Here is a 19,951-nt window from a genome sequence, read left to right on the forward strand (position 1 = left end):
TTTTTCTCTCATGTTTTAATCTCTATAAGGGTCTAATTCTCCGCCCTTTGAAGCGTAAGTTTAATTTGAACAAGTTGATAGTTGAGATTCCATCTTCTTCTTTAGGTAATTGTGAGACGAGGCTAATTCTTCGATCGTCACAGAAGTTAATGCCACAAGCATTGTTGTTTGATTTTCCGTAGTTTTTAGCTGGTGGGCATAGTTGCGGTCAAAATCTTCTAAATTTTCCGCTGCTGACTTTACCAATTTTTGTAAAATCGTAAAAGCCCCTTCTGATAGTTGTCCGCGATAGTTTTGTAATCTTCCTCCTTCTCGATAATGGGGAAAAGACTCTAAACCCATAAAGCGAAGAAACCAATCAGCTTTATAACTTCCTGTGGCAGCAACAATTCCTCTATAGTCGGCAATAAATTCGTCTAGCAGGTTATTTTGCATCGAATTAAAGACACGACGAGTAAAGTAATGAGTGCATTCATGCTCCAAGCGAATAGTTAAAGATAGACGCTTCCACTCTGTTTTTGATATTCCTAATTCTTCTGGAGCAACATTACTGTAAAAGCCATCGCTAAGAATGATAAATTTATCTTGATAAAGTTCTTTATGTGCAATCAGTTGTTTGAATGCTCTTGACCAAGCTGATTCTGAATTATCAATATTATTAGCCGACCATTTCCGACGATAACGACGAATTCTATCCCAGTTGTTGTAGCCAGCTACCATACAAGCTCCCATAGAATCGGGAATAGCTACTGGCTCGTTACGCTTTGTTATTGCCCTTACCAGAGATACAAAGTCTTCGCGGTTTGTAGTTAGTAATACAGGTATTTTACCTGCCAAACTTTGATGAATAGTTAACTGTAATTCTTCTGGCTTTTGTAAAATCAAACCATTCGTTAAATTAGGCTCAATTCCTTTAAGAGTTGCACCACGATAGGATGCAGTTTGACTAATACCCGATTGAATCGGAAATTTTAGCTGTACCAAAACATTCTTAAGGGTTTCCCAGCTACTTTGTGTTTTTGCTTGGGTAACATATTCTTGCCATACAGCTATATGAGATTCTGATGCTAAAGGAAACTGAGGTAAAGTTTTTATATCATTTTGCTGAAAAATATTTTGATTGTATGCCAACAGTTCTGCTACCTCTTGTTCATCAGCATCAAAATCTCTCAATATTTTGGTACGTTCTTCTAGTTTCACTTAATTTCTCCTGCCAGAACTGCTTCAGGTTTGCTAGCAATTTGCTGGGAAATTTCCCTGATTGTCTGACTAAAAAAATGGTCGGGATGTCGCAAACAGAAGACATCACTGCTAGCGAGTTGAATAATATCTTCTGAAAGAGGAATAATTCCCGCAACGTCAGTTTTATAACTGCGTTGTACTTTAGTTATCAAGGCTGCAAAATCATAAGCAGATAGTACTTTATTCACTACCAGCAACATCTTGGGAACTTGTAATTTACGGGCAACATCTACCGTTACCGCTGTACCTTGAAAATCTTGACTATCTGGACGGAAAATTACAACTAAAACGTCAGAAATAGCGATCGATAACAAAGTTTCTTCGTTCAACCCAGGATGAGTATCAATTAATAGATAATCTAGTTTGAGGCAACGAATTAATTCCTGAAAACCGTCATTTAACCTACCAACGTCATAGCCTTCTCTTAAAACCCGAGAAATTTCTCCAGCTTTGATACTTGAAGGAATTAAATAGAGTTCGCCATCAACTGGTTCGGAATTAAAAACACAAGTAACATCATAAGCAGCCTCTTGAATATTGCACTTGCCCCACAGATAGTCATTTAGAGAAAGATTTATTTGGTCTTCATCTAGCCCAAAAATAACGTGAATACCTGGAGATTGAAGATCGGTATCGATAATTCCTACTTTTTGTCCTTGTTGAGCCATAGTTGCAGCAACATTAGCAACCATATTTGATTTACCAGTACCGCCACGGAATGAGTGAATTGAGACTATTTTGCACATAATTTATAAACCTCTTGGAAAATTTAGAATATAAGATTAATTACTTATGGTTGACTGCTTCATTCTTAGCGCTTGCTGCTTTATTTGCTGGTAATATTCAGCTTCAATATTTCTGCCTACAGGAGATCTATTTCTGAGTCGTTGTGCTTTTTGTTGTAGTTGTTGAAAGTATTCTGTTCCTGTAACCGCTGCTACCTGACGTTCTCTTTTTACTTCATCAATTTCAAAATTTAGCTGTACTACCTTTTGCTTGAGCCTTTGTTCTTTAGCTTTGACTCGATGAGCCATATGGATAAATATGCGAACCAAACGCCCAATATCGTTTTGGTTATTGGCAAGTTTAAGCAAACGATCAAATTCAAAGCTATCTTGTTCAATCGCTTCTGCCATTACCGAAAGTTCTTTGATTGGCTTAGTAATACTATGTGCCAAGACAATTGACAGAATTGACGCGATCGCACCAACAACTAGCAGATTCAGGCAGTTTTGCCACATTAAATATCTTAAAGGTGCAGTAAAATCGGTTTCAGAAAGGTTAATTCCCAATATCCAAGGCTTGATTGCTAAAGTAGCGAAACCGACTCTCTGACGTTGTTTCTCGGAAGAAGACTTATAGCTCAGATAACCTGATTTTGTTGTCCCTGCTATATCTTTAGCAAACTTTTTTAAATCTAGGCTAGCTATTTGGTCGCGGTTATAGTGTTGGTCGAATTTAACTTGTTTTTGCGTCTTCCTAGATGAATTACCCAGACTATGATGTAGCAAAGATTTATTCGGATGGCTGGTAACTATGCCAATCTGATCGATTAAAAAAGCATAGCTTTTTGGGTCTAAATTTAACCTATTAAAAGTCTTGGTAATAAATTCTTCCCTTATTTTCATGACAGCCACACCGATAATTTTGCCAGTGGAGGCACGTACAGGATTAGCAAGATAAATTGCCGATCTTTGGTTAGTATTCTCGTTTAAGAAGTTAGAAATATAAATTTTTCCCTTCATTGCTTGACGAAAATACTCGTGAAAACCATAGTTATTGCCTATAAATGACTCATCAGTTGAGGCAACACATTCTCCGTTTGGATCTATCAGATAGACTGCATCATAGATCAAGCTAGAGTGAGTAGTATTACCCAAGAAGCCTTGTAAATTGGACTGTATTACTTTCTGTCCCTGAATATTATTCGTCGATAAAAAAGCGCTCGCGTCACTTTCCTGACTAACTTGAACTACTATTTGCTGAGCATCAAGAATCAATCGTTCCAAACGGCTGGCTTCGCGAGTTGCTAAAAGCTCTAGCTTTTGTTGTTCTAACTCTTCCGCATTTTTTAAGCCCTGATGCAGATTGTAAAAAGAATTGAGGCTCATCGGTATTAATGCCAATGCTAGCAAGGCAGCAAGAACTTTTACTGTGATCGACCAAGCAGAAGGATAAAATAACCGATGTATACGTTTCATGTCAGAAAATTGCTAATTTCAGCAATTTCTAAACTTTGTTTTGCTTTAATTAATGCTTTGATAAAAGCTTGCTTGTCTTGCCAACCCTGACGAGGTAAAACCGAGCTGGAATCATCTGATTTTTGAGCTGCTGTGGCTACTTTATTTGGTATTTGATTAGAGTTCATCTGAAAAAATATTTACTTTGCTAAAGCGTAAGCAGATTCAGAATTTTGCCAGTTTTCTGGCCACTGAATGTGATCGCTATTAAAATGAAGCAAATCGTTCTCTGGCAAAGGTGCGTTGAAAGGTTCTTCTATAATGACAAATTCCCCATTATCAAAAGGATTCCCTTTTGCTTTTACTTTTAAATAGAATCTTTCTCTGATGTCTTTTTGTGCCTGTTTCAAAGCACGATGATGGCAGTAGGGATTATTCCCACGGCGATCAAAGAAGACATGAGCCGTCCAAGAACAACCACCTCGACAGAGTTCAGCAAATTCACAGGTTTTACAAAATCCCCACATGTGGTCTGTGCCCTGTTCAGTCCCAGCCTTCAGATTAAATTTAAGCTCTTCAGTCTGTTCGACTATTTCTCTTAAAGGGCGATCGCGGATATTACCGCCCGTATAAGCAGCCGTAGGTAAAGAAGGACAACCTTTAATTTTGCCATCAGCTTCGATACCCAAGGTATTTAAACCCGCTCCGCAACCCTGCCAAAATGTCCATTCATCACTACCACGCAGCAGTCTTTCATAAGGGCCATAATAGCCAATATTATTTCCCGCCTGTATGCGAACACCTTCCTGTTTAGCTCGTTTAGCAACACGAGCTAACATGGGATAAATATCTAATAGTTCGTATGGTTGCAATAACATGTCTGCATTATCTGCCGCATTACCCATAGGTACAGTTAATTGAATCTGCCAAGCTCTTGCTCCAGCGTCCCTTATTCGTTCGTAAATTATTGGGAATTCAGAGGCAGATAAACGGTTTATCTGGGTATTGCAGCCAAAATAGATGCCGACTTCTTTTAGATGGCTCATGGTTCTAAAAGCAGAATGCCAAGCACCTTTTTTCCCTCGCTGGCGATCGTGGGTTTCTGGTATGCCACCATCGATAGATACAGAAACTGTTTTAATTCCAGCTTCTTTCATTTTTCTGGCAGTTTCCAAACTGACACCAAATCCACCTGTAGTCATACCGCAGATCATCCCTGCCTCAGTAACAGCCTTGGCAATTTCTAGCCAATCAGAGCGCATAAAGGCTTCGCCACCGATTAGAGTAACCTCTTTGATTCCTACATCGGCTAGTTGCCGAACCAGATTAAAAGCTTCTTCTGTAGATAGTTCCTTGGTTCTTGCCTGCCCTGCTCTCGAACCACAGTGACTACAAGCTAGATTGCATTTCAAGGTAATTTCCCAAACTGCATAACTAACTCGTCTGTATTTTTTAGTCATTTATCTTATTGTCTGTTAAGTTATTTAATCGAGATTCTATATTGGTAAACCATACAGAGGTCTGATAGGAAATAATGGTTCTTCATCTAATAACTCAAAAATAGATAAATCAACTCCACCACTTACCGCCGTTAATTCTGCTTCACTTAATTCACCATTATTAGATTCAGATGTTGCTAAAATCTGCTCTTTAGCAATTTCCCATTCTTGATTTGTAAATTCAAAACCAGCAGCTTGGATAATTTTCTGACGTTCTTCTGCTGAAGCTGTATTTTCGAGTTGAGTACGAAATTGCTTATCCGTAGATACTCGTTCATAAAATGATTTTGCGTTTTCGATAGACATAGTTTTTCTCCATAATTTACGGACTTTTCTTTAAAGGATGAAAACCTTTGCAAAGCTTATTATTTTTGGCTATTTTAGAGAAGGCACTCTTTAATAGCCAAAGGCTAAGTATTATCCCCCCCACCTAGGCCAAGGAAATTCATTATCCCAAGGAAAAACTACGCCATACATTGCTGCTACAGCACCACCTGCGATCGCTTCAAGTTCTTCTTCATTCAATTCCTCATTAGACCTAGCAGCTTGAATTTCTGTCATCGCTTGCTGCCATTCCTCGGCAGTGAAATCATAGCCAGAGTCTTTAATTAGTTGTTGGCGTTCTTCTTTAGATAATTCTGCTTCAAATGGTGTGCGAAAGGATGCATCATCGGTCATTCTTTGGTAAAAAGCTTTTGCACTTTCAATAGACATGAGTCTTTCTCCTGGATTATTAATTAATTGGACAAATTTTTACTATTCAATATGAAGCTAGAGAATAGTTATTCGGTCGTAAACTATGAAAAGTAAAATTAAGCTTCAATGAAATTATGCTAAGAAAATAGCGATTATTTTAGCTTTGGCTCATCGTCCAAAACTCCTTTCTCAAACATCAGATTAAGATAATAATTTGTGAAAGCGGAAGAAATGTTATTTTGTTCAAGAATAGAAACAATTTCTCTAGCAGTTCTGTTACCCTTGTGAATAATTGCACCTAATTCACGAAGAGAAAAATCATGTTTGAACTTAAAAGTTTTAAATTTAGTTGTTAATTGAAAACCATCTTCAAAACTTTCATATCTAAGATCGCGACGAAAATTAATGACATCATTTGGTTTGATTGTTAGAGACATATTATCCCTTATCATTCTTTCAAGAAGAGCTTTCAGCTCATCAATATCATCAAAAGTTCCCTCATCATACGTTATATAGCCTAGAGGCCAGCGTTCATTTGCATTACAAGGACTTATGAGCTTAACACTGCGGTCTACCATGTTAAATAAAAATCCAGACACACAAGCAATTGTTCCCTGTTCAGGAAATTCGTCATCTTCTTCTCCTCTGCTGATATTTCTTTCACGTACTCTTCCACTATTGGCTTTGTTTTTTTTTGCTTCTTTATTTTGGAGAACCAAATTTACAAAAGCTAACTCCTTAGCGCTAAATTCTTTATGGACTCGATCAAGCATATTCAAAGAAAGAATAGAAAATCTATTAAGCGGACACCCTCTTTCTCTGGAAAGCTTTAGAAGTGAACGAGTACGAGCAATATCTTTAAGAGGTTGTGCAGTAGTAGTTTGAGGGAACAAACCAAAAGTTTCATAAAAATCGAGACAAAATTTTTCATAATCTGGGTTGTCAAGTGGATCGCTTGCCCAATAACAAAAACCAGCACCAGCAGACTGCCCCAGGGTTTCTTTCATTAATTCCAGTACTTCACGCCATAATTGCGCATTCTCTGAATTATATAAAAAGATATCGCCCAGACGAGGAGCAGAGACACCACAAAACCAACATCCAATCGAACATCCTTTACTAAGTTCAAATGAAACTGGAGCGTGCATAATTGCATCTTGTACTCCTTTTTTAAACTGACTTGTAGTACGAGAGATTTGTTGTTCACGCCATGCTTTATAATGGGGTTCAATTGAAGCAGCAGCAATAGATTTTAGTCGTTTAAGTTCTTTAGAACTTTCAGTTTGTTTTGAAGATTGTTTTAGATTCGTGAAAATGTTGGCTAACTCACTATTCTTTTTACTACTATTTTCTTCCCATAAAGGTTCAACTTCATTTAAATTAACTTGTAAGCCATGATAATTAATAGCTTCATAAGGTTTAGCAGATACCCAACTTTGAAAAGATGGATCTGCTGTCCATCTTTCTAAAAAACGCTTTATATTACTTGCACGTACTATTTTAAACTCTTTAGGATTCTCTAATTTTGTATTTCGGTTATCCTTAGTACAAGAAATAACCTTATCTGAGTTACTATTAGAAATATTGATTTTGGTTACCATATTTTTCAAAAAAAGCTAACGAGTAAATATTAAAAGTTCTTAGCTATTACTTGTTTTTTACTGCAAGCAATAGCTACACTTATAATTGGAAAAAGAGAGTATTTAATTTGAATCTGAACCTACTATAGCTCCTTCATCATCATTCGTAACAAAATACCATCCTCCTGCAATAGCTTCTAATGCTTCATCAGACAACTCTTCTGAAACATCAGGTTTTTTTGGTATGACTAGATAGTAAGTATCATTAGATTCTTCAAGGACTTGAATATTTGTAGATTCTGGTATTTCTTGATTAAATTCACTCGCAAAAACTTTTCTAGGATTGCTCATTAATTCTTGTCTAAAGTCATCATTTTGCCAGGCTTTTGCAACTAAAGTTGCTTCAATTTCAGTTCTTGATTTTTGAGAATTTTGATTTGCGCCTTGTTGGTTTTCCATAGGTTACTTATTCCTCTGGTTTTAAATTATTTTACTGTAATTAATATATTTTTTTTTATTATTTAAATCAATATTAATTATTTAGTTAAAAATTGCATTTGTTTCTTCAATCTTGCATAAAGATTAATATAATTTTGTATTTTTCATATAAACATATGTCATTGAAAAATAATAATATGCATATTATTATTTTTATCTGGTGAAGAAAGACTAGTAAAAAAGAATAATCAAGGAGTCAGTAATGTCAAAAAAAGCTGTTGTTGAACTTTTGACAAATAATAAAACCAAAGAAATGGTAAGAGCTACTACTGCTTTCAAAGAAGTTGCGAATATCGGTCGTAAAAATAACCTATTTTTTACTAATTATGAATATGAAAAAGTTCTTGAAGAAGTAGTTAAGTATATCAATAAAAAAAGAAATAAAAAAGAAAATATAATTTCTCTCGAACAATCATATGACAATAAAAATAATTTTTCTGCTGAATGTTATGAATTTAATTTAAGAGATATAAAAGAATTTAAAGCACTGCTTAATGAATTAGATAAAATAAAAATAAAACCTAACGCAGCTGATCTAAGTCTGTTTAACAAAACATTTAAAGATGAGGATTTAAATTTTACTTCTATTTCTCCAGATTCAGAAAATTTTCAAGCTAAATACAAAGAAATTATGGATTATATTTCTATAAAATCAAAGTGTTTTTCTGAACAAAAAAAATTTAATCGTCGTGATTTTCATTTAATAGGTTTAGACAACTATGTTAATGAAGAACTTTATGAAGATTATTTTCAGTCTAAGCTAAACATAGTAAGAATTCTCTCAAATTTTTTTGATGCTGAAGTAAAACTTTCAGGTAGTTTTTGCTATCCTCCAAATGCCTACAGACTTTGGCATACTAATGAAGAAGCAGCAGGTTGGAGAATGTACGTAATTGATTTCGACGAACCAGAAATACTAAAAAGCGGTTCTTCATTTTTCCGCTATATGCATCCTGAAACTAAGAAGATAGTTGATTTAGAAGATAAACCAAAGTTAGTTAGATTTTTTAAAATAGAGAACCAGAAAGATAGATTATTCTGGCATTGTATCGTCAATAGATCCAAAACTTTTAGATGGAGTTATGGGTTTAAAGTTCCAGATAATTGGATGGAAAAAATCAAACTACATACATCAAAGTAATAAGGAATATATTAACTTTCTAACATAAAATATCTGGGCATTGCATAATTTGAGTAAGTGCAATGCTCATCCTTAAATAAGCGTTTAATAACCCCGATGTATTTTACGCCAAACTTTCGGTGTCGTATCTCTATATTGACGAAACTGACGATAGAAATGACTAGGATTAAAATACCCTACTTCCTCAGCGATCGTCTCTAATGAATAATTAGTTCCCTTAAGTAAAGCTTCAGCAGCAGCCAGACGACGTTTGATAATCCAGCAATGAAGTGATGTTCCTGTTTGACGTTTTACTAAATTAGTGAGATAGCATTTAGAATAGCCCATTGCATTTGCCACATCTATCAAGCTAATTGATTCCTGATAATGAGCTTCGATATAGTCAAAAATTTCTTGTATTTTCGGATCTTGAGAAGAAGGTAAAATCGAATTAGTCTCAGTTTCAGGCTTAATTTCTGATCGCTTATACTTTTTTGTGTAAAATTCTTTGAGGGCTTCTCTTTTTCTTAGCTGTGCCGCGATCGCTCCCAAAAATTCCTCTTCTGTAGAAGCTTTTGATAAATAATCGTCTGCTCCTAATTGCATACCTTGTCGGAATTCCGCCCTATTAATATTACTCGTTAATAGAATAAAGGGAATAATTGCTGTAGTCGGTTCTTGGCGTAAGGTTTTGAGTACTCCGTAACCGTTAAGTTCTGGCAAAAGAATATCGCAAACTACTAATTCTGGTAGTTGCTCTTGTGCTTTTTGAACTCCCATGTAGCCATCTGTAGCTTCAATTCCTTTAAATCCTCCTGTTTCCAGACATCCTAGGAAATTTTCTCTGGCTTTTATTTCATCTTCAATCACTAAAACTTTTATCATTATTCTTACTCTAAATTCTGGATGATTATGCGTAAATGTGAGGATTTAATCGATGAATATTGATGAAATATGGAAAAGTATTACTTGCAAAATTTAACCAAGTATCATTATTACTATTGCCATGTATCTCATCTGTGAAATTATCAGCATTGAAGGTAGATACCAGCTCGAACTTAAAGGCTTCAAGCTGTTTTCAAGAAATGGCTCGGTGTTGGAGATCATGACAAATATGTGTTTAGGGCATCTTTTGAGCGATCGCCTGATGAGAAGGACGAAAGTTTGCAATGCAAGAACTAATTTTAACTACAGTTTCAGAACTAAAAAAACACTGGCAGGATAGTCCTTTCGGTGAAGATTTTCTTAATATCGACACATGCGATCGCCGTAATTTAATTAGAAGAGTTCAATGAGGTTGTTATTTCTAAGCCTCTTCGTCAAAATTCTTCTGTGGGAAAAGCAAAATAAGCAATTCCTTCGTACTCAAATTCAGCTAGATTGTCTTCTACGTTATCCCTTTCTGCTGCCGAGGGAGTATAAAAATGTGCTCCTGTATCGGCATTGAAAAAGCGATAGATGGGAATTGTTCCCTCTATCTGGGTATCGAATGCAGAAAAAACTTCACCCTTAAAGCTAAAGTTATCCAATTCCTCAACAGCTTCTTTTTCTGTTTCCGAAGTAGTATAAAGATGAACCCCAGTATCTTGATTCAGAAAACTATAGACAGGAACAGCTCCCTCTGCCCCAGACAGAGGATCTAATACATTGTAAGATTCTCCTTCAAAACTGAAGTGATCTAAATTTTGAACGGAGTCTCGTTCATTTTCGTCTACTGTATAAAAGTGAACTCCTGAATTATTGTTAAAAAAACGATAGACAGTTATTTCTGCCTCATCTCCGGCAACTTCAGGGATAGTTTGCTCGGCAAAAAAGTCAATAATATCTAGGGAATTAGCATTGTTGATGAACTCTATAAAGCCAGAACCAGGATTGCCCTCTGCATCAAAAAAATTAGAGACAGTTAAGTCGTCAGCAGGTTCAGCTACACCATCACGGTTAAGATCGATAATTAATTCTGTATCAGATTTAAACAGTCCTACTATGCCTTCTTGGGGTAAGGATAATGCGATCGCAGAATCTCCATAGGTAGCAGGATCTTCAAAAACTTCTATGGTTGAAAAAGAACTACGTATTGCATCAAAGTCACTAGTGGAATCCTCAATAATTAAAGTATCAAATTCTCCTGAAACGTCAACAATTTCACTACCACCGGAAAATTCACGAGATAAAAGGTATACATCATTACCTTCCCCTCCTTCTAGGATATCTCTACCCCCGATAAAATTATTGAAGATACCAGACTCATCTTGACGAATGGTTCCCCCATAAAGTACATCATCTCCTGTTCCACCAAACAGGAGATCGTTTCCCTCCTCACCATATAAAAAGTCATTTCCCAAACCACCATTCAAAGTATCATTGCCACCTTCAGCTTCGAAAGATGCAATTCCATCAAGAATTGGAGTATCACTATTAATTTCATCATTTCTTTCCCCAATACCACCTAGGATTAGATCATCTCCCTCAAGTCCAGCTAGACTATCGTTTCCTAATCCTCCTGAAAGGGTTTCGTTTTCTGCGCCTCCTCTCAAATCGTCATTTCCTTCTGTTCCTTCAATAAACAGATTCATTTCTTCGTCCATGTCAAACCTCTTGTTCAAAATATGATTTTGCAATTTATTGATTAAGAAATTTTTCGATATTTACCTCTGCATAGATGCGATGAATCAACTAAGTGGAAAATAAGTCAAATCTTCAGAGAATTTAGAATTTGTCAGAACTAGATAGCCAAAATCATTCAAAAGCTCTGTCAAATAAACTTTTTTTTGTGTTTAAGCATCATGAAATAGGATTTCTAATTTTTCTATTTCTTGGAGAATTTTTTTTTGCGCTCATTAAAAGTATGACGATAGCTTTTGCATCAGAACATTTAACAGCCCAAATATGTAACCCTATGAAGTTGAGAGACAGCTATGGAATTACAGTGTGGAAAGTTCATGTTCTGGACTTGAAGATAATAAATTCTTAATCTCAGCTTATCTGAATCCACCTTTAGCTAACTAAATTTGACAGTTTACCCAGCATTATTTTGAAATGTCTTTGATTTTACTATTAAATAATCAAAATAATAGCTTCTTGAGGAGACAAGTCTAACTCCTGTGATTACTTTTGCTTCTTCTGACTGTAATTTAGAGAAGAGCTTTTCTTTGGGATTGTTTTTAAAAATAGTCATTATTTTTCCTTTTCAGATAAATTTTTTTGATATGAAGTTAATTTTTAAACCAAGCTTCATTTTTTACCAAGCAGTGAAAAGGTCAAGTTTTTGAGTCATTTTGTTTTCTCTAGATGCTTGTTATGAATTAACGATAGCAACATATATTTCGTAATTCTGTAGGAAAATATAGGTTGATCTAATCAGTTAATTAAAGCAGTTGTAGTAATCTGTAGGATTTTTGGTTTTAAGTGTTGTTCCTACTATTTATAGACAGACGTTATCGATGAGGCTCAAAAGCCTTTATTTACAAGCCATATAATTTATCTAACTGGAGTTACCTAGTGATGCTTTTAATGAGTTCATTTGCAGAAGAAAACGAAAGAGAGGAATTTACAAGAGAGGAAAAAGTATCCTTTGCTCGCGAACTTATTTTGAAACATACAGATGAACCATTAAGCGATAGTAAAACAGCAATTTTACGATTTTCTCTACCGCCTCAACCTCAAACTTACAGAGAAATGGGAGATGCTATATATCTAGATGAACAAACTATCAGAGAATATGGAGCCGATCTTTGGAATAGTCTTTCAGAAATTTTAGAAAGAAGAGTTACCAAGAACACTATTAATGAAATTCTGAATGAGGCAATGAAAAAGCCTCCAGAAAAAGATTATAGAAACCAATCGCCCTATTTAGAACGCATAGATCAGGACAGAAGTAATCGAACAATTGAAAGCATCTGCGATGAAGAAGTTCTTCAGCCCTTCGCTTTAATTAAAATCAAAGCTCCAAGATTTATGGGAAAAACATCTCTGCTTTCGAGAATTAAGTCTGTTGCCGAACGAGAGTGCCATGTTGTATCTATTGACATGAGAGTAATGGCTGATCATGCTGTTTTAAATAATCTTCAAACATTTCTTCAGACATTCTGCGCTAACGTCATTCATGCCCTGAATTTAGAGGCTAATATTGCCAAGCATTGGGAAAGTTCTTTTTTAGGTGCAAATACTTTATGCAACGATTTTTTTGAAGATTATATTCTCGAAGTAATAGACAAACCTTTAGTCTTAATTTTTGATGAAATAAATCACCTTTTTCCCTATGAAGAAATTTCTATCGATTTTTTCTCATTACTAAGAGCTTGGCACGAACAAGGGAAATCCAATCCTTTATGGAGCAAGATTCGTTTGGTTTTAGCCTATTCCACTGAGCCATCGATAAATCTACCTAAAAATCAGTCACCTTTTGACAATGTGGGAACATTCATCAATTTGCCTGAATTTACTTTTGAGCAAGTGACAGATTTAGCTAATGTATATTATTCATTATCATTAGAACCAACAGAAATTGCTTCAGTCATGGATTTAGTAGGAGGTCATCCTCATCTAATTACACTTACATTTAATGCTTTGAAAAAGGAAATTACTTCTCTTCAAAAACTACTGAAACAAGCTCCCTATACTGAAGGAATATATTACGAGCATTTACAGAGTGTGCATAGACAATTGAGAGAGGTCACTAATTTAGAAGATATTTATCGAGAAATTGTAAATACTGAAGATTGGTTAGAAATAAATACTACAGAAGCTAACGATCTTTACCGTTTAGGTCTAATCAAAAGACAGCAAGGAAAAGTTAAAATTAGTTTTGAGCTTTACCGACTTTATTTTCGCAACACTGCCTGGCTTATGCACCTCAAATAAATGGCATTGCTGAATAGAGAGTGGATCAAACAGGAATAGGAATTTGTTTAAATTTTAAATAATGCATCAAAAGTCTAACGGAATACCTCAGCATTTGAATCGATTTGGAATAACATAAAGTGGCTCGATGTAATCTTGCTAAGTAGTGTCTTAATCTGGTATTTTCCCCTTCGACTCTGGTTAACTTGGTTTTCGGCAAAACTTGATGCTTGCTTGATGGAATGTAAATCGCGTAGATACAGTATCCATCACTGAAATACTTTCGACTATCCCAAATTTTAATTCTTTGCCAAAGTTGCTTAAAAGTTGAACCACTTCGATCTCCTATTTCCATAGCAATAATTCCTGGGGCAAGATGATTAATAGCTGTCCAAATCCAAATTTTATCGGTTTTGCGACCAATATAAGTTTGTAATTCATCCAACTCAGCAAGTTCTGGTTCTCCCGATTCGTCTTCTGGTAACTCTTCTCCAGATTCTTTGACCCAGTTTATAATAGTTGTATGATGAATTCCTGTGACTCTTTCAATACCTCGAAATCCCATGCCATTTAGGTACATATTGAGGCAAATTTTCTTGACTTGAGGATGATAACCCTTGCTGGAATAAGAGTCCCGAAAAATACGACCACAATCCTTACATTCCCATCTTTGCTTGCCATTAGCATGACCATCTTTTTGCGTATTGTCAGATTGACACCGAGGACATTTCATATTCATCAAAAGAGTTTTTCTCTACTCTTTCTTTTTAACAAATCCACTCTCTATTCAGCAATGCCCGCAATAGTTCCTGCTGCTTTTTATAGGGTAGATGCCCATAGTTTCCTAGCCATCCTAGTAATCCCTGTAACTTAATTCCCAAGTCTTGTCCTGGTACAATCTGATGAGACCATTGTGGCGATGTTATTTCTCCACAACACTGACATAGAGAGTGATGACGTTGATACTCAACTATTTCTATTGGTCTTTCTACTAATACTGCTGCTGAGTTGGTTTCAATCTTGATTGATTCTGCTGAGGCTAACAGTTCTCCACAACTCAAGCACTTTTCTGCTTTGAGTACTTCGCAGCGATCTACTCGCCCAAATCCTTTTCTTGTTTTCCCTTGATGTCCTAATTGCCCCCCGGGTACTTTTTTTCGGTTTTTGAGACGATGACTTTTCTTTTCTTTCTGGTTTTTTGAGTAAATCTGATGATGGAGGCTTTGACGATATTTTACTGTCTAGGCTTCTGCTTATTTTTAGCTTCTCTATTTCTATTTTTAGCTGCTCGATGATTTCTTGTTGACTCAGTATGAGCTTCACCAGTTCCTTTTTTGACAACTGGTTGAGTTTTTCTAGTTCGTTTAACTCAGGTTCCTGGTTCATCTTACCGTTACATTACCCAGTTTTCTTAACCTGACTTTTCACGGCATCTTTGGAAAAGAGTAGAACTCTTGCAAAAATATTTTGTGGTATGCTAAGAAGTTTTACTTTTTTATTAATCAAACATGAAATATTGGCAAGCTATTAAACTTCCGTCAAGAGAATTTAAGCGGCTTACTGGAGTTAAACGACAAACTTTTCGGTTAATGGTACGCTTGGTAAAAGCAGAAGAAAAACAGAAGAAAAAACCAGGGCGTCGAGCCAAATTAATTATTGAAGATCGGGTTTTAGTAACACTTCAATACTGGAGAGAATATCGAACCTACTTTCATATATCAAAAGATTGGAAACTAGCCGAATCTACAGTATGTCGTATAGTCAAAAAAGTTGAAAATATTTTAATTCAATCTCGAAAATTCAGTTTACCAGGGAAGAAAAAGTTATTGAAAAATGCTCTTAATGAAAAATTAATTTTAATGGATGTCATGGAAAGTCCAATTGAAAGACCCAAAAAACATCAAAAAAGATTTAATGCGTGGAAAACAAGGAGAGCATACTTTAAAAACCCAAGTAGTCTTTGGAGAAAAAACAGGAAAGATAATATGTCTAGATCATGAAAAAGGGAGAACTCATGATTTTAGATTATTTAAAAGTAGTCAGGTAAGATTTCATCAATTGCTTAAAGTTATAGGGGATAAAGGATATCAAGGAATCACTAAAATTCATGGGAATAGTGAAACCCCTATCAAAAAACCCCGAGGCGGAAAATTAACCAAGGAACAGAAAAAATATAATCGTCAATTAAATCGATTAAGAATTGCTGTTGAGCATATTAATCGTCGTTTAAAAATCTTTAAAATTTTGTCGTATCGATATAGAAATCGGCATCGCAGGTTTGGCTTAAGAGCGAATTTAATTGCTGGTATTTATAATCATGAATTAGCCTAATAATCGCGGTTTTAAAATTAAACTATTCCAATTTTTTCAGTAATCAATTAATTACTGAAATAGATTTTGCTGTCAATTTTTAATATAGCGATCGCCCAATAATAGTTAATCGAAAAAAATAGCTCGATTCTTACTATTTCAATCAACAAAAATTCAAACAAAAATAACCCCTTATCAGATCACAAAATATTTTTGCAAGAGTTCTTACCTGCCAACATTTCGGTTCTGTCGCAAAAAGTAGAGAAAGACAAAATAACCCGATGGTTATCTGATTTTTTAGATAGCAATCCCAAAGAGAGATTCAACAAATTTCTTCTGACCTAAAACATCCTTTTTAGTAACTCCTTCTACCTGACCTTTATCGATTACGTGCATAATTTCAATGCCTCTAATTGTCCTCCAAGCTGTGTAAAATGACTTATATCCTAGACCATAATTTGTAATTTTTTTGACTCCTCTATGGTCTTGTTCCACTAAGTTATTGAGGTATTTAACTTGCCTTAATTCACTATTTTCTTCTAAGAGTTTGTCTTCTTTAAGTTCATCAATGGCTGGAGGATAAGCCGCATTCTTATCTACATTTATAACTCTAGGCTGTTTGTTTTGTCTGGCTTTTAGTACTTTTTTAAAAAACCTTTTTGCTGCTTTTTTATTTCTTCTTGCACTGAGCATAAAGTCCAAAGTATTGTCCTCACTATCTACGGCGCGATACAGATATTTCCATTTCCCATTCACTTTAATGTAGGTTTCATCTACTTTCCAAGAATCGTTGGTAGGCTTGAGAAAACGACGAGTTCTTTTCTCTATTTCGGGAGAATAAGTCAGAACCCAACGGCAGATAGTAGAATGATCTACTTTTAAACCTCTCTCTAACATCATTTCTTCTAAATTACGATAGCTCAAAGGATATCGAAGATACCAACGAACATTCAGCAAAATAATTTCTTGTTGAAAATGCCGCCATTTGAAAGGTTCTTTGGAATTCATCAGAAGAGTCGAAGTCGTGGATACTATTAGTGATTTTCACTATACTACACGTTAACTCTCATTTTTTTGCGACAGAACCGGAAATATTTCACTTACTTGGATTTTTGGAGCAATACGAGTTAAAGGTTTGAGTTCCATACTATTTCGGGTACGAATACTCTCATTAACTCATCTTTTTGGCTTAACCGAACAGTATCGGAACGAGAGTTTACGGTTAAATCCATTACCTACATGGCTTGTTGAGTTTTGTCCGTCAACCAGGGTTTACCCTCTATTAAAAATAAAAATTTTCTACATTGCAACCCGCTCAATGAGAGCTAAAGGATAGATAATTTGAAATCTAGAACTCATTTTAACTTCGTTTTACTGATAATTTAGATGCGTTTGCCCTACCAAAATGGGATGCTCCCTCGCTAACTGTAGCTTTTATGAGTTTTTATATGAGTTTTACTATGAAATACATGAGATTAATAGACTAGAAATCTTACTAGTATAAAACGTAGATTAAAAACAGCAAGTTGAATTTTCTTCAGAAATTGCTGGCTCTTAAAATTTTAGAAGTTTGTAGGGTTAAAATATATGTACGCTAATGCCACTTCCAAAGATGAAGAAAACTTTGTTCTCTGTACAATTCCAGAATTAGAATCACTCAAGCAATGTTCTACAATTGGACGTTTGCTTCCCGAACTAGAAAAAATACTCCATTATGAGTTAGAAACCAATCCTACTTCGGAAGCAACTAAGAATTTAGAAAAGAATTTAGCAATTCTTGATAAAGAATACCAAGAAGAAATTCCCAAAATTGTCGATGATTATCAACAGGAGTATCCGTCTTGGATTAGAGAAAAGTTACCCAAAGCTGAGGAACAATATAAAAAGCTAGTTAACTGGTCTGATGATATTGATAACCCTGGAAAAGAATTTAGGCAAGCTATCAAAGAGTTGAGAGAAAAATACTATGATGATCGAGAAAATTGTCTTAAGGTTGAATGGGAACGCACTCAACAACAGTTAAAAAATGGAAAATGTTGTCGCGATCGCGCTTCTGAACTGAAAAAAAGAGCAGAGCAAGAATTTGACAATTTTAAAAAATATAAGGACACCATAAACAATTGGTTCAAAGAACTTGACAAGATTTATAAACAAGCAGAAGTACTTCTCGACCAAGAAAATTATAAAGCTTTATACGCTTATCGTCTTGAATTTGATTCTATTTTGTGTGAAGTCAAACAACTGAAATCAGATGAATCCAAAAGACGAAGACAGCCTGGGACTGAAGTAAAAGACCACGAATGGCTCAAGAGTATGTTGACTAAATATCTGCAGAATTATTGTCTGAGAACCTACGAATATTTTCACTGGCAAAAGAACTGGATCGAACTTATAGAACAAGAAGACAAAGCAGCTACCAACTACCGAGACTTTAAAAAGAGCCGTGCAGAGGACTTTGTGCGAGAAGCACAAGATGTTGAGTTACCTGAAGACGATGGTTGCAACGATCAACCTCCTGCGAGATATCAAGATACTGTTGCTATTTGAAAGGGTGTCGGGTGTTGGGTGTTGGGCGTTGGAGTTATTTCTTCCGTACCCCTTAATCCCTACCACCTAACCCCTAATTGTAAAAACTTATGTTTAGAGACTTAGATGATAGCCTGAAAAAACTGCTGGAAGCTGAATTATTAGGGGTTTTGTCTGATTCGGTAACAGTGGTCTTTGATACGCCAGATGACAAATTTAATCCTCCTAACCAAAGAACAGTCAATTTTTTTCTTTATGACATTCAAGAAAATAGAGATTTGCGTAATAACGAGTGGTTTATTCGGCGACAACCTAATGGAGTTGTGCAGAAAAATTTACCGCCCGTGCGTGTGGACTGTTCTTATATGGTGACAGCTTGGTCGGGTGATGCAGAAAGCGAACACAGTTTACTGGGAGAAGTTATGAAAGTTTTACTACGCCATCCCACGCTTCCAGATAGCGTGCTAACGGGTAGTTTAGCAGGACAAGAACCTCCACTGCCAACCAGTGCCCTACAGCCAGCCAAATTACAAAGCCTGGGGGAGTTTTGGCAAGCATTGGGAGGTAAGCCAAAAGCAGCATTACATTACACTGTAACCATTGGCGTAAATCCCTTTGTCCCTGTAGAAGCAAGATTGGCTACAGAACACCAAATTACGATCGCCTCAAGATTACAGGAGGATTAATCGTGCCAAAAGTAATAATTAACCGTCGAGTTGCCATAGCTGGCAAAGTTAACAATTCTCAAACAAATCGGGCGATCGCTATGGCTCAAGTCAAGATTATCGATGCGCCAGAAACTTTTGTTAGTTCTCTTGTCACTACAGCCAAGTTAGTTGTCTCAATTAATGAAACTACAGAAGTCAAGCAAGCACGTACAACCCTTAAGGATTCTTCTCTCAGTAAGAGACAAAAGCTAGAAGCTGCACGGACTATTTTAGACTTATTGACTGCTCGTCAGATATTAACAAATTTCAGAACTGATGTTACCTTAACTGCCGGTGATGGTCTGTTTTATTTCCTTAACTTACCTCCAGGGGAGTACAGTTTGCAGGCTTCAATGCCTAATATGACTAGACGTTATGGTATTGGTTCGATAAAAACTGTAACCGTAAGCGATCGCGGTAATACTCAAATCGCCGTTGCCGATCTAACTCTGCCATCGACCAATTTAACAGGCAAAATTACCCACAATGCCGAACCGATAACTTTAGCAGAAGTCAGAATTAAAGGTAGTCAGGAAAGCGCATTTAGTAACAGTAAAGGGGAATATATTTTCAGCGAGTTAGAGTCATCTGCGCGATCGCGCATCATCTTAGTTCGGGCAAAAGGATATCAACCAAGTGAAAAGAAAATTTTACTCTCTCGATCTGGGGAACAAAAGACTTTGAATTTTGACTTAACAACTGGTTTGAGGGGTTAGGGAATAGGGGTTAGGGGATAGGGGTTAAATCGATTACA

General features: G+C 35.8%; 22 protein-coding genes. 7 read left to right on the forward strand and 15 right to left on the reverse strand.

The genetic code is table 11. From position 1 onward, the window contains the following. Window positions 1-60: 60 nt before the first annotated feature. From PLEUR7319_RS0103815 to PLEUR7319_RS0103855, 9 genes are all read right to left on the reverse strand, one after another. A complete protein-coding gene (locus tag PLEUR7319_RS0103815; RefSeq protein WP_019503876.1) occupies window positions 61-1,200 on the reverse strand; it encodes a hypothetical protein in 1,140 nt (379 codons plus the stop codon). Beyond that, window positions 1,197-1,988, reverse strand: coding sequence for a MinD/ParA family protein (locus tag PLEUR7319_RS0103820; protein WP_026102288.1), 792 nt, complete (start codon window positions 1,986-1,988; stop codon window positions 1,197-1,199). Before PLEUR7319_RS0103820 ends, PLEUR7319_RS0103815 begins: the two co-directional genes overlap by 4 nt. 36 nt (window positions 1,989-2,024) lie before the next feature. After that, window positions 2,025-3,443 carry a cache and HAMP domain-containing protein gene (locus tag PLEUR7319_RS0103825; protein ID WP_019503878.1) on the reverse strand — a complete coding sequence of 473 codons (1,419 nt, stop codon included), beginning with the start codon at window positions 3,441-3,443 and terminating at the stop codon, window positions 2,025-2,027. Then, window positions 3,440-3,610, reverse strand: coding sequence for a hypothetical protein (locus PLEUR7319_RS41180; RefSeq protein ID WP_019503879.1), 171 nt, complete (start codon window positions 3,608-3,610; stop codon window positions 3,440-3,442). Before PLEUR7319_RS41180 ends, PLEUR7319_RS0103825 begins: the two co-directional genes overlap by 4 nt. A 12-nt stretch (window positions 3,611-3,622) precedes the next feature. Further along, a complete protein-coding gene (locus PLEUR7319_RS0103835; RefSeq protein WP_019503880.1) occupies window positions 3,623-4,882 on the reverse strand; it encodes a nif11-class peptide radical SAM maturase 3 in 1,260 nt (419 codons plus the stop codon). 36 nt (window positions 4,883-4,918) lie between these two features. After that, on the reverse strand, window positions 4,919-5,227 hold the full coding sequence (locus tag PLEUR7319_RS0103840) for a Nif11-like leader peptide family RiPP precursor (protein WP_019503881.1): 309 nt from the start codon (window positions 5,225-5,227) through the stop codon (window positions 4,919-4,921). Window positions 5,228-5,338: 111 nt separating this feature from the next. Then, window positions 5,339-5,635: a Nif11-like leader peptide family natural product precursor gene (locus PLEUR7319_RS0103845; RefSeq protein ID WP_019503882.1), complete on the reverse strand. Its 297-nt coding sequence runs from the start codon at window positions 5,633-5,635 to the stop codon at window positions 5,339-5,341. A 134-nt stretch (window positions 5,636-5,769) separates the two neighbouring features. Beyond that, complete coding sequence (locus PLEUR7319_RS0103850; protein ID WP_019503883.1) at window positions 5,770-7,218, reverse strand: radical SAM family RiPP maturation amino acid epimerase; 1,449 nt, start codon at window positions 7,216-7,218, stop codon at window positions 5,770-5,772. Window positions 7,219-7,320: 102 nt separating this feature from the next. Beyond that, entirely contained in the window at window positions 7,321-7,656 is a 336-nt protein-coding gene (locus PLEUR7319_RS0103855; protein ID WP_019503884.1) for an NHLP leader peptide family RiPP precursor, read from the reverse strand. Window positions 7,657-7,897: 241 nt separating this feature from the next. Here PLEUR7319_RS0103855 and PLEUR7319_RS0103860 point away from each other — a divergent pair, with 241 nt between their 5' ends. Further along, on the forward strand, window positions 7,898-8,836 hold the full coding sequence (locus PLEUR7319_RS0103860) for a hypothetical protein (protein ID WP_019503885.1): 939 nt from the start codon (window positions 7,898-7,900) through the stop codon (window positions 8,834-8,836). A gap of 84 nt (window positions 8,837-8,920) precedes the next feature. On the opposite strand, the gene PLEUR7319_RS0103865 is transcribed toward PLEUR7319_RS0103860, so the two are convergent. After that, on the reverse strand, window positions 8,921-9,700 hold the full coding sequence (locus PLEUR7319_RS0103865) for a DNA-binding response regulator (protein ID WP_019503886.1): 780 nt from the start codon (window positions 9,698-9,700) through the stop codon (window positions 8,921-8,923). 284 nt (window positions 9,701-9,984) lie between these two features. Here PLEUR7319_RS0103865 and PLEUR7319_RS43060 point away from each other — a divergent pair, with 284 nt between their 5' ends. Beyond that, window positions 9,985-10,110 carry a hypothetical protein gene (locus tag PLEUR7319_RS43060; RefSeq protein WP_019503887.1) on the forward strand — a complete coding sequence of 42 codons (126 nt, stop codon included), beginning with the start codon at window positions 9,985-9,987 and terminating at the stop codon, window positions 10,108-10,110. Between the two features lie 24 nt (window positions 10,111-10,134). Here the strand turns inward: PLEUR7319_RS43060 and PLEUR7319_RS43275 are convergent, their stop codons facing one another. After that, complete coding sequence (locus PLEUR7319_RS43275; protein WP_019503888.1) at window positions 10,135-11,400, reverse strand: calcium-binding protein; 1,266 nt, start codon at window positions 11,398-11,400, stop codon at window positions 10,135-10,137. A 431-nt stretch (window positions 11,401-11,831) separates the two neighbouring features. Beyond that, the gene (locus PLEUR7319_RS42495; RefSeq protein WP_019503890.1) at window positions 11,832-11,990 is read right to left on the reverse strand and encodes a hypothetical protein; all 159 of its coding nucleotides are present in this window, start codon (window positions 11,988-11,990) and stop codon (window positions 11,832-11,834) included. A 335-nt stretch (window positions 11,991-12,325) separates the two neighbouring features. On the opposite strand from PLEUR7319_RS42495, the gene PLEUR7319_RS34190 reads away from it, so the two are divergent. Further along, window positions 12,326-13,675 carry an AAA-like domain-containing protein gene (locus tag PLEUR7319_RS34190; protein ID WP_019503891.1) on the forward strand — a complete coding sequence of 450 codons (1,350 nt, stop codon included), beginning with the start codon at window positions 12,326-12,328 and terminating at the stop codon, window positions 13,673-13,675. Between the two features lie 25 nt (window positions 13,676-13,700). Here PLEUR7319_RS34190 and PLEUR7319_RS0103895 read toward each other — a convergent pair whose 3' ends face one another. Further along, complete coding sequence (locus PLEUR7319_RS0103895) at window positions 13,701-14,387, reverse strand: IS1 family transposase (protein WP_019503892.1); 687 nt, start codon at window positions 14,385-14,387, stop codon at window positions 13,701-13,703. 34 nt (window positions 14,388-14,421) lie between these two features. Further along, a complete protein-coding gene (locus tag PLEUR7319_RS42500) occupies window positions 14,422-14,715 on the reverse strand; it encodes a hypothetical protein (protein ID WP_019503893.1) in 294 nt (97 codons plus the stop codon). Window positions 14,716-15,162: 447 nt separating this feature from the next. Between PLEUR7319_RS42500 and PLEUR7319_RS34200 the strand changes: the two genes are divergently transcribed. Then, window positions 15,163-15,985, forward strand: a protein-coding gene (locus PLEUR7319_RS34200) for an IS5 family transposase (protein ID WP_144054247.1) whose coding sequence is annotated in 2 segments (ribosomal slippage) — window positions 15,163-15,573 and window positions 15,575-15,985 — 822 coding nt in all. Because the reading frame shifts where the segments join, the coding sequence is not laid out codon by codon here. A 276-nt stretch (window positions 15,986-16,261) separates the two neighbouring features. On the opposite strand, the gene PLEUR7319_RS0103915 is transcribed toward PLEUR7319_RS34200, so the two are convergent. After that, window positions 16,262-16,972: an IS6 family transposase gene (locus PLEUR7319_RS0103915; RefSeq protein ID WP_019503895.1), complete on the reverse strand. Its 711-nt coding sequence runs from the start codon at window positions 16,970-16,972 to the stop codon at window positions 16,262-16,264. Between the two features lie 579 nt (window positions 16,973-17,551). Here PLEUR7319_RS0103915 and PLEUR7319_RS0103920 point away from each other — a divergent pair. From PLEUR7319_RS0103920 to PLEUR7319_RS0103930, 3 genes are all read left to right on the forward strand, one after another. Then, window positions 17,552-18,511, forward strand: a complete 960-nt coding sequence (locus PLEUR7319_RS0103920) for a hypothetical protein (protein ID WP_019503896.1) — start codon at window positions 17,552-17,554, stop codon at window positions 18,509-18,511. A gap of 89 nt (window positions 18,512-18,600) precedes the next feature. After that, on the forward strand, window positions 18,601-19,176 hold the full coding sequence (locus tag PLEUR7319_RS0103925; RefSeq protein WP_019503897.1) for a DUF4255 domain-containing protein: 576 nt from the start codon (window positions 18,601-18,603) through the stop codon (window positions 19,174-19,176). 2 nt (window positions 19,177-19,178) lie between these two features. Then, on the forward strand, window positions 19,179-19,913 hold the full coding sequence (locus PLEUR7319_RS0103930; protein ID WP_019503898.1) for a carboxypeptidase regulatory-like domain-containing protein: 735 nt from the start codon (window positions 19,179-19,181) through the stop codon (window positions 19,911-19,913). The last annotated feature ends 38 nt before the right edge of the window (window positions 19,914-19,951 follow it).

This window comes from Pleurocapsa sp. PCC 7319 (assembly GCF_000332195.1).
In the GTDB taxonomy this organism is placed as follows: domain Bacteria; phylum Cyanobacteriota; class Cyanobacteriia; order Cyanobacteriales; family Xenococcaceae; genus Waterburya.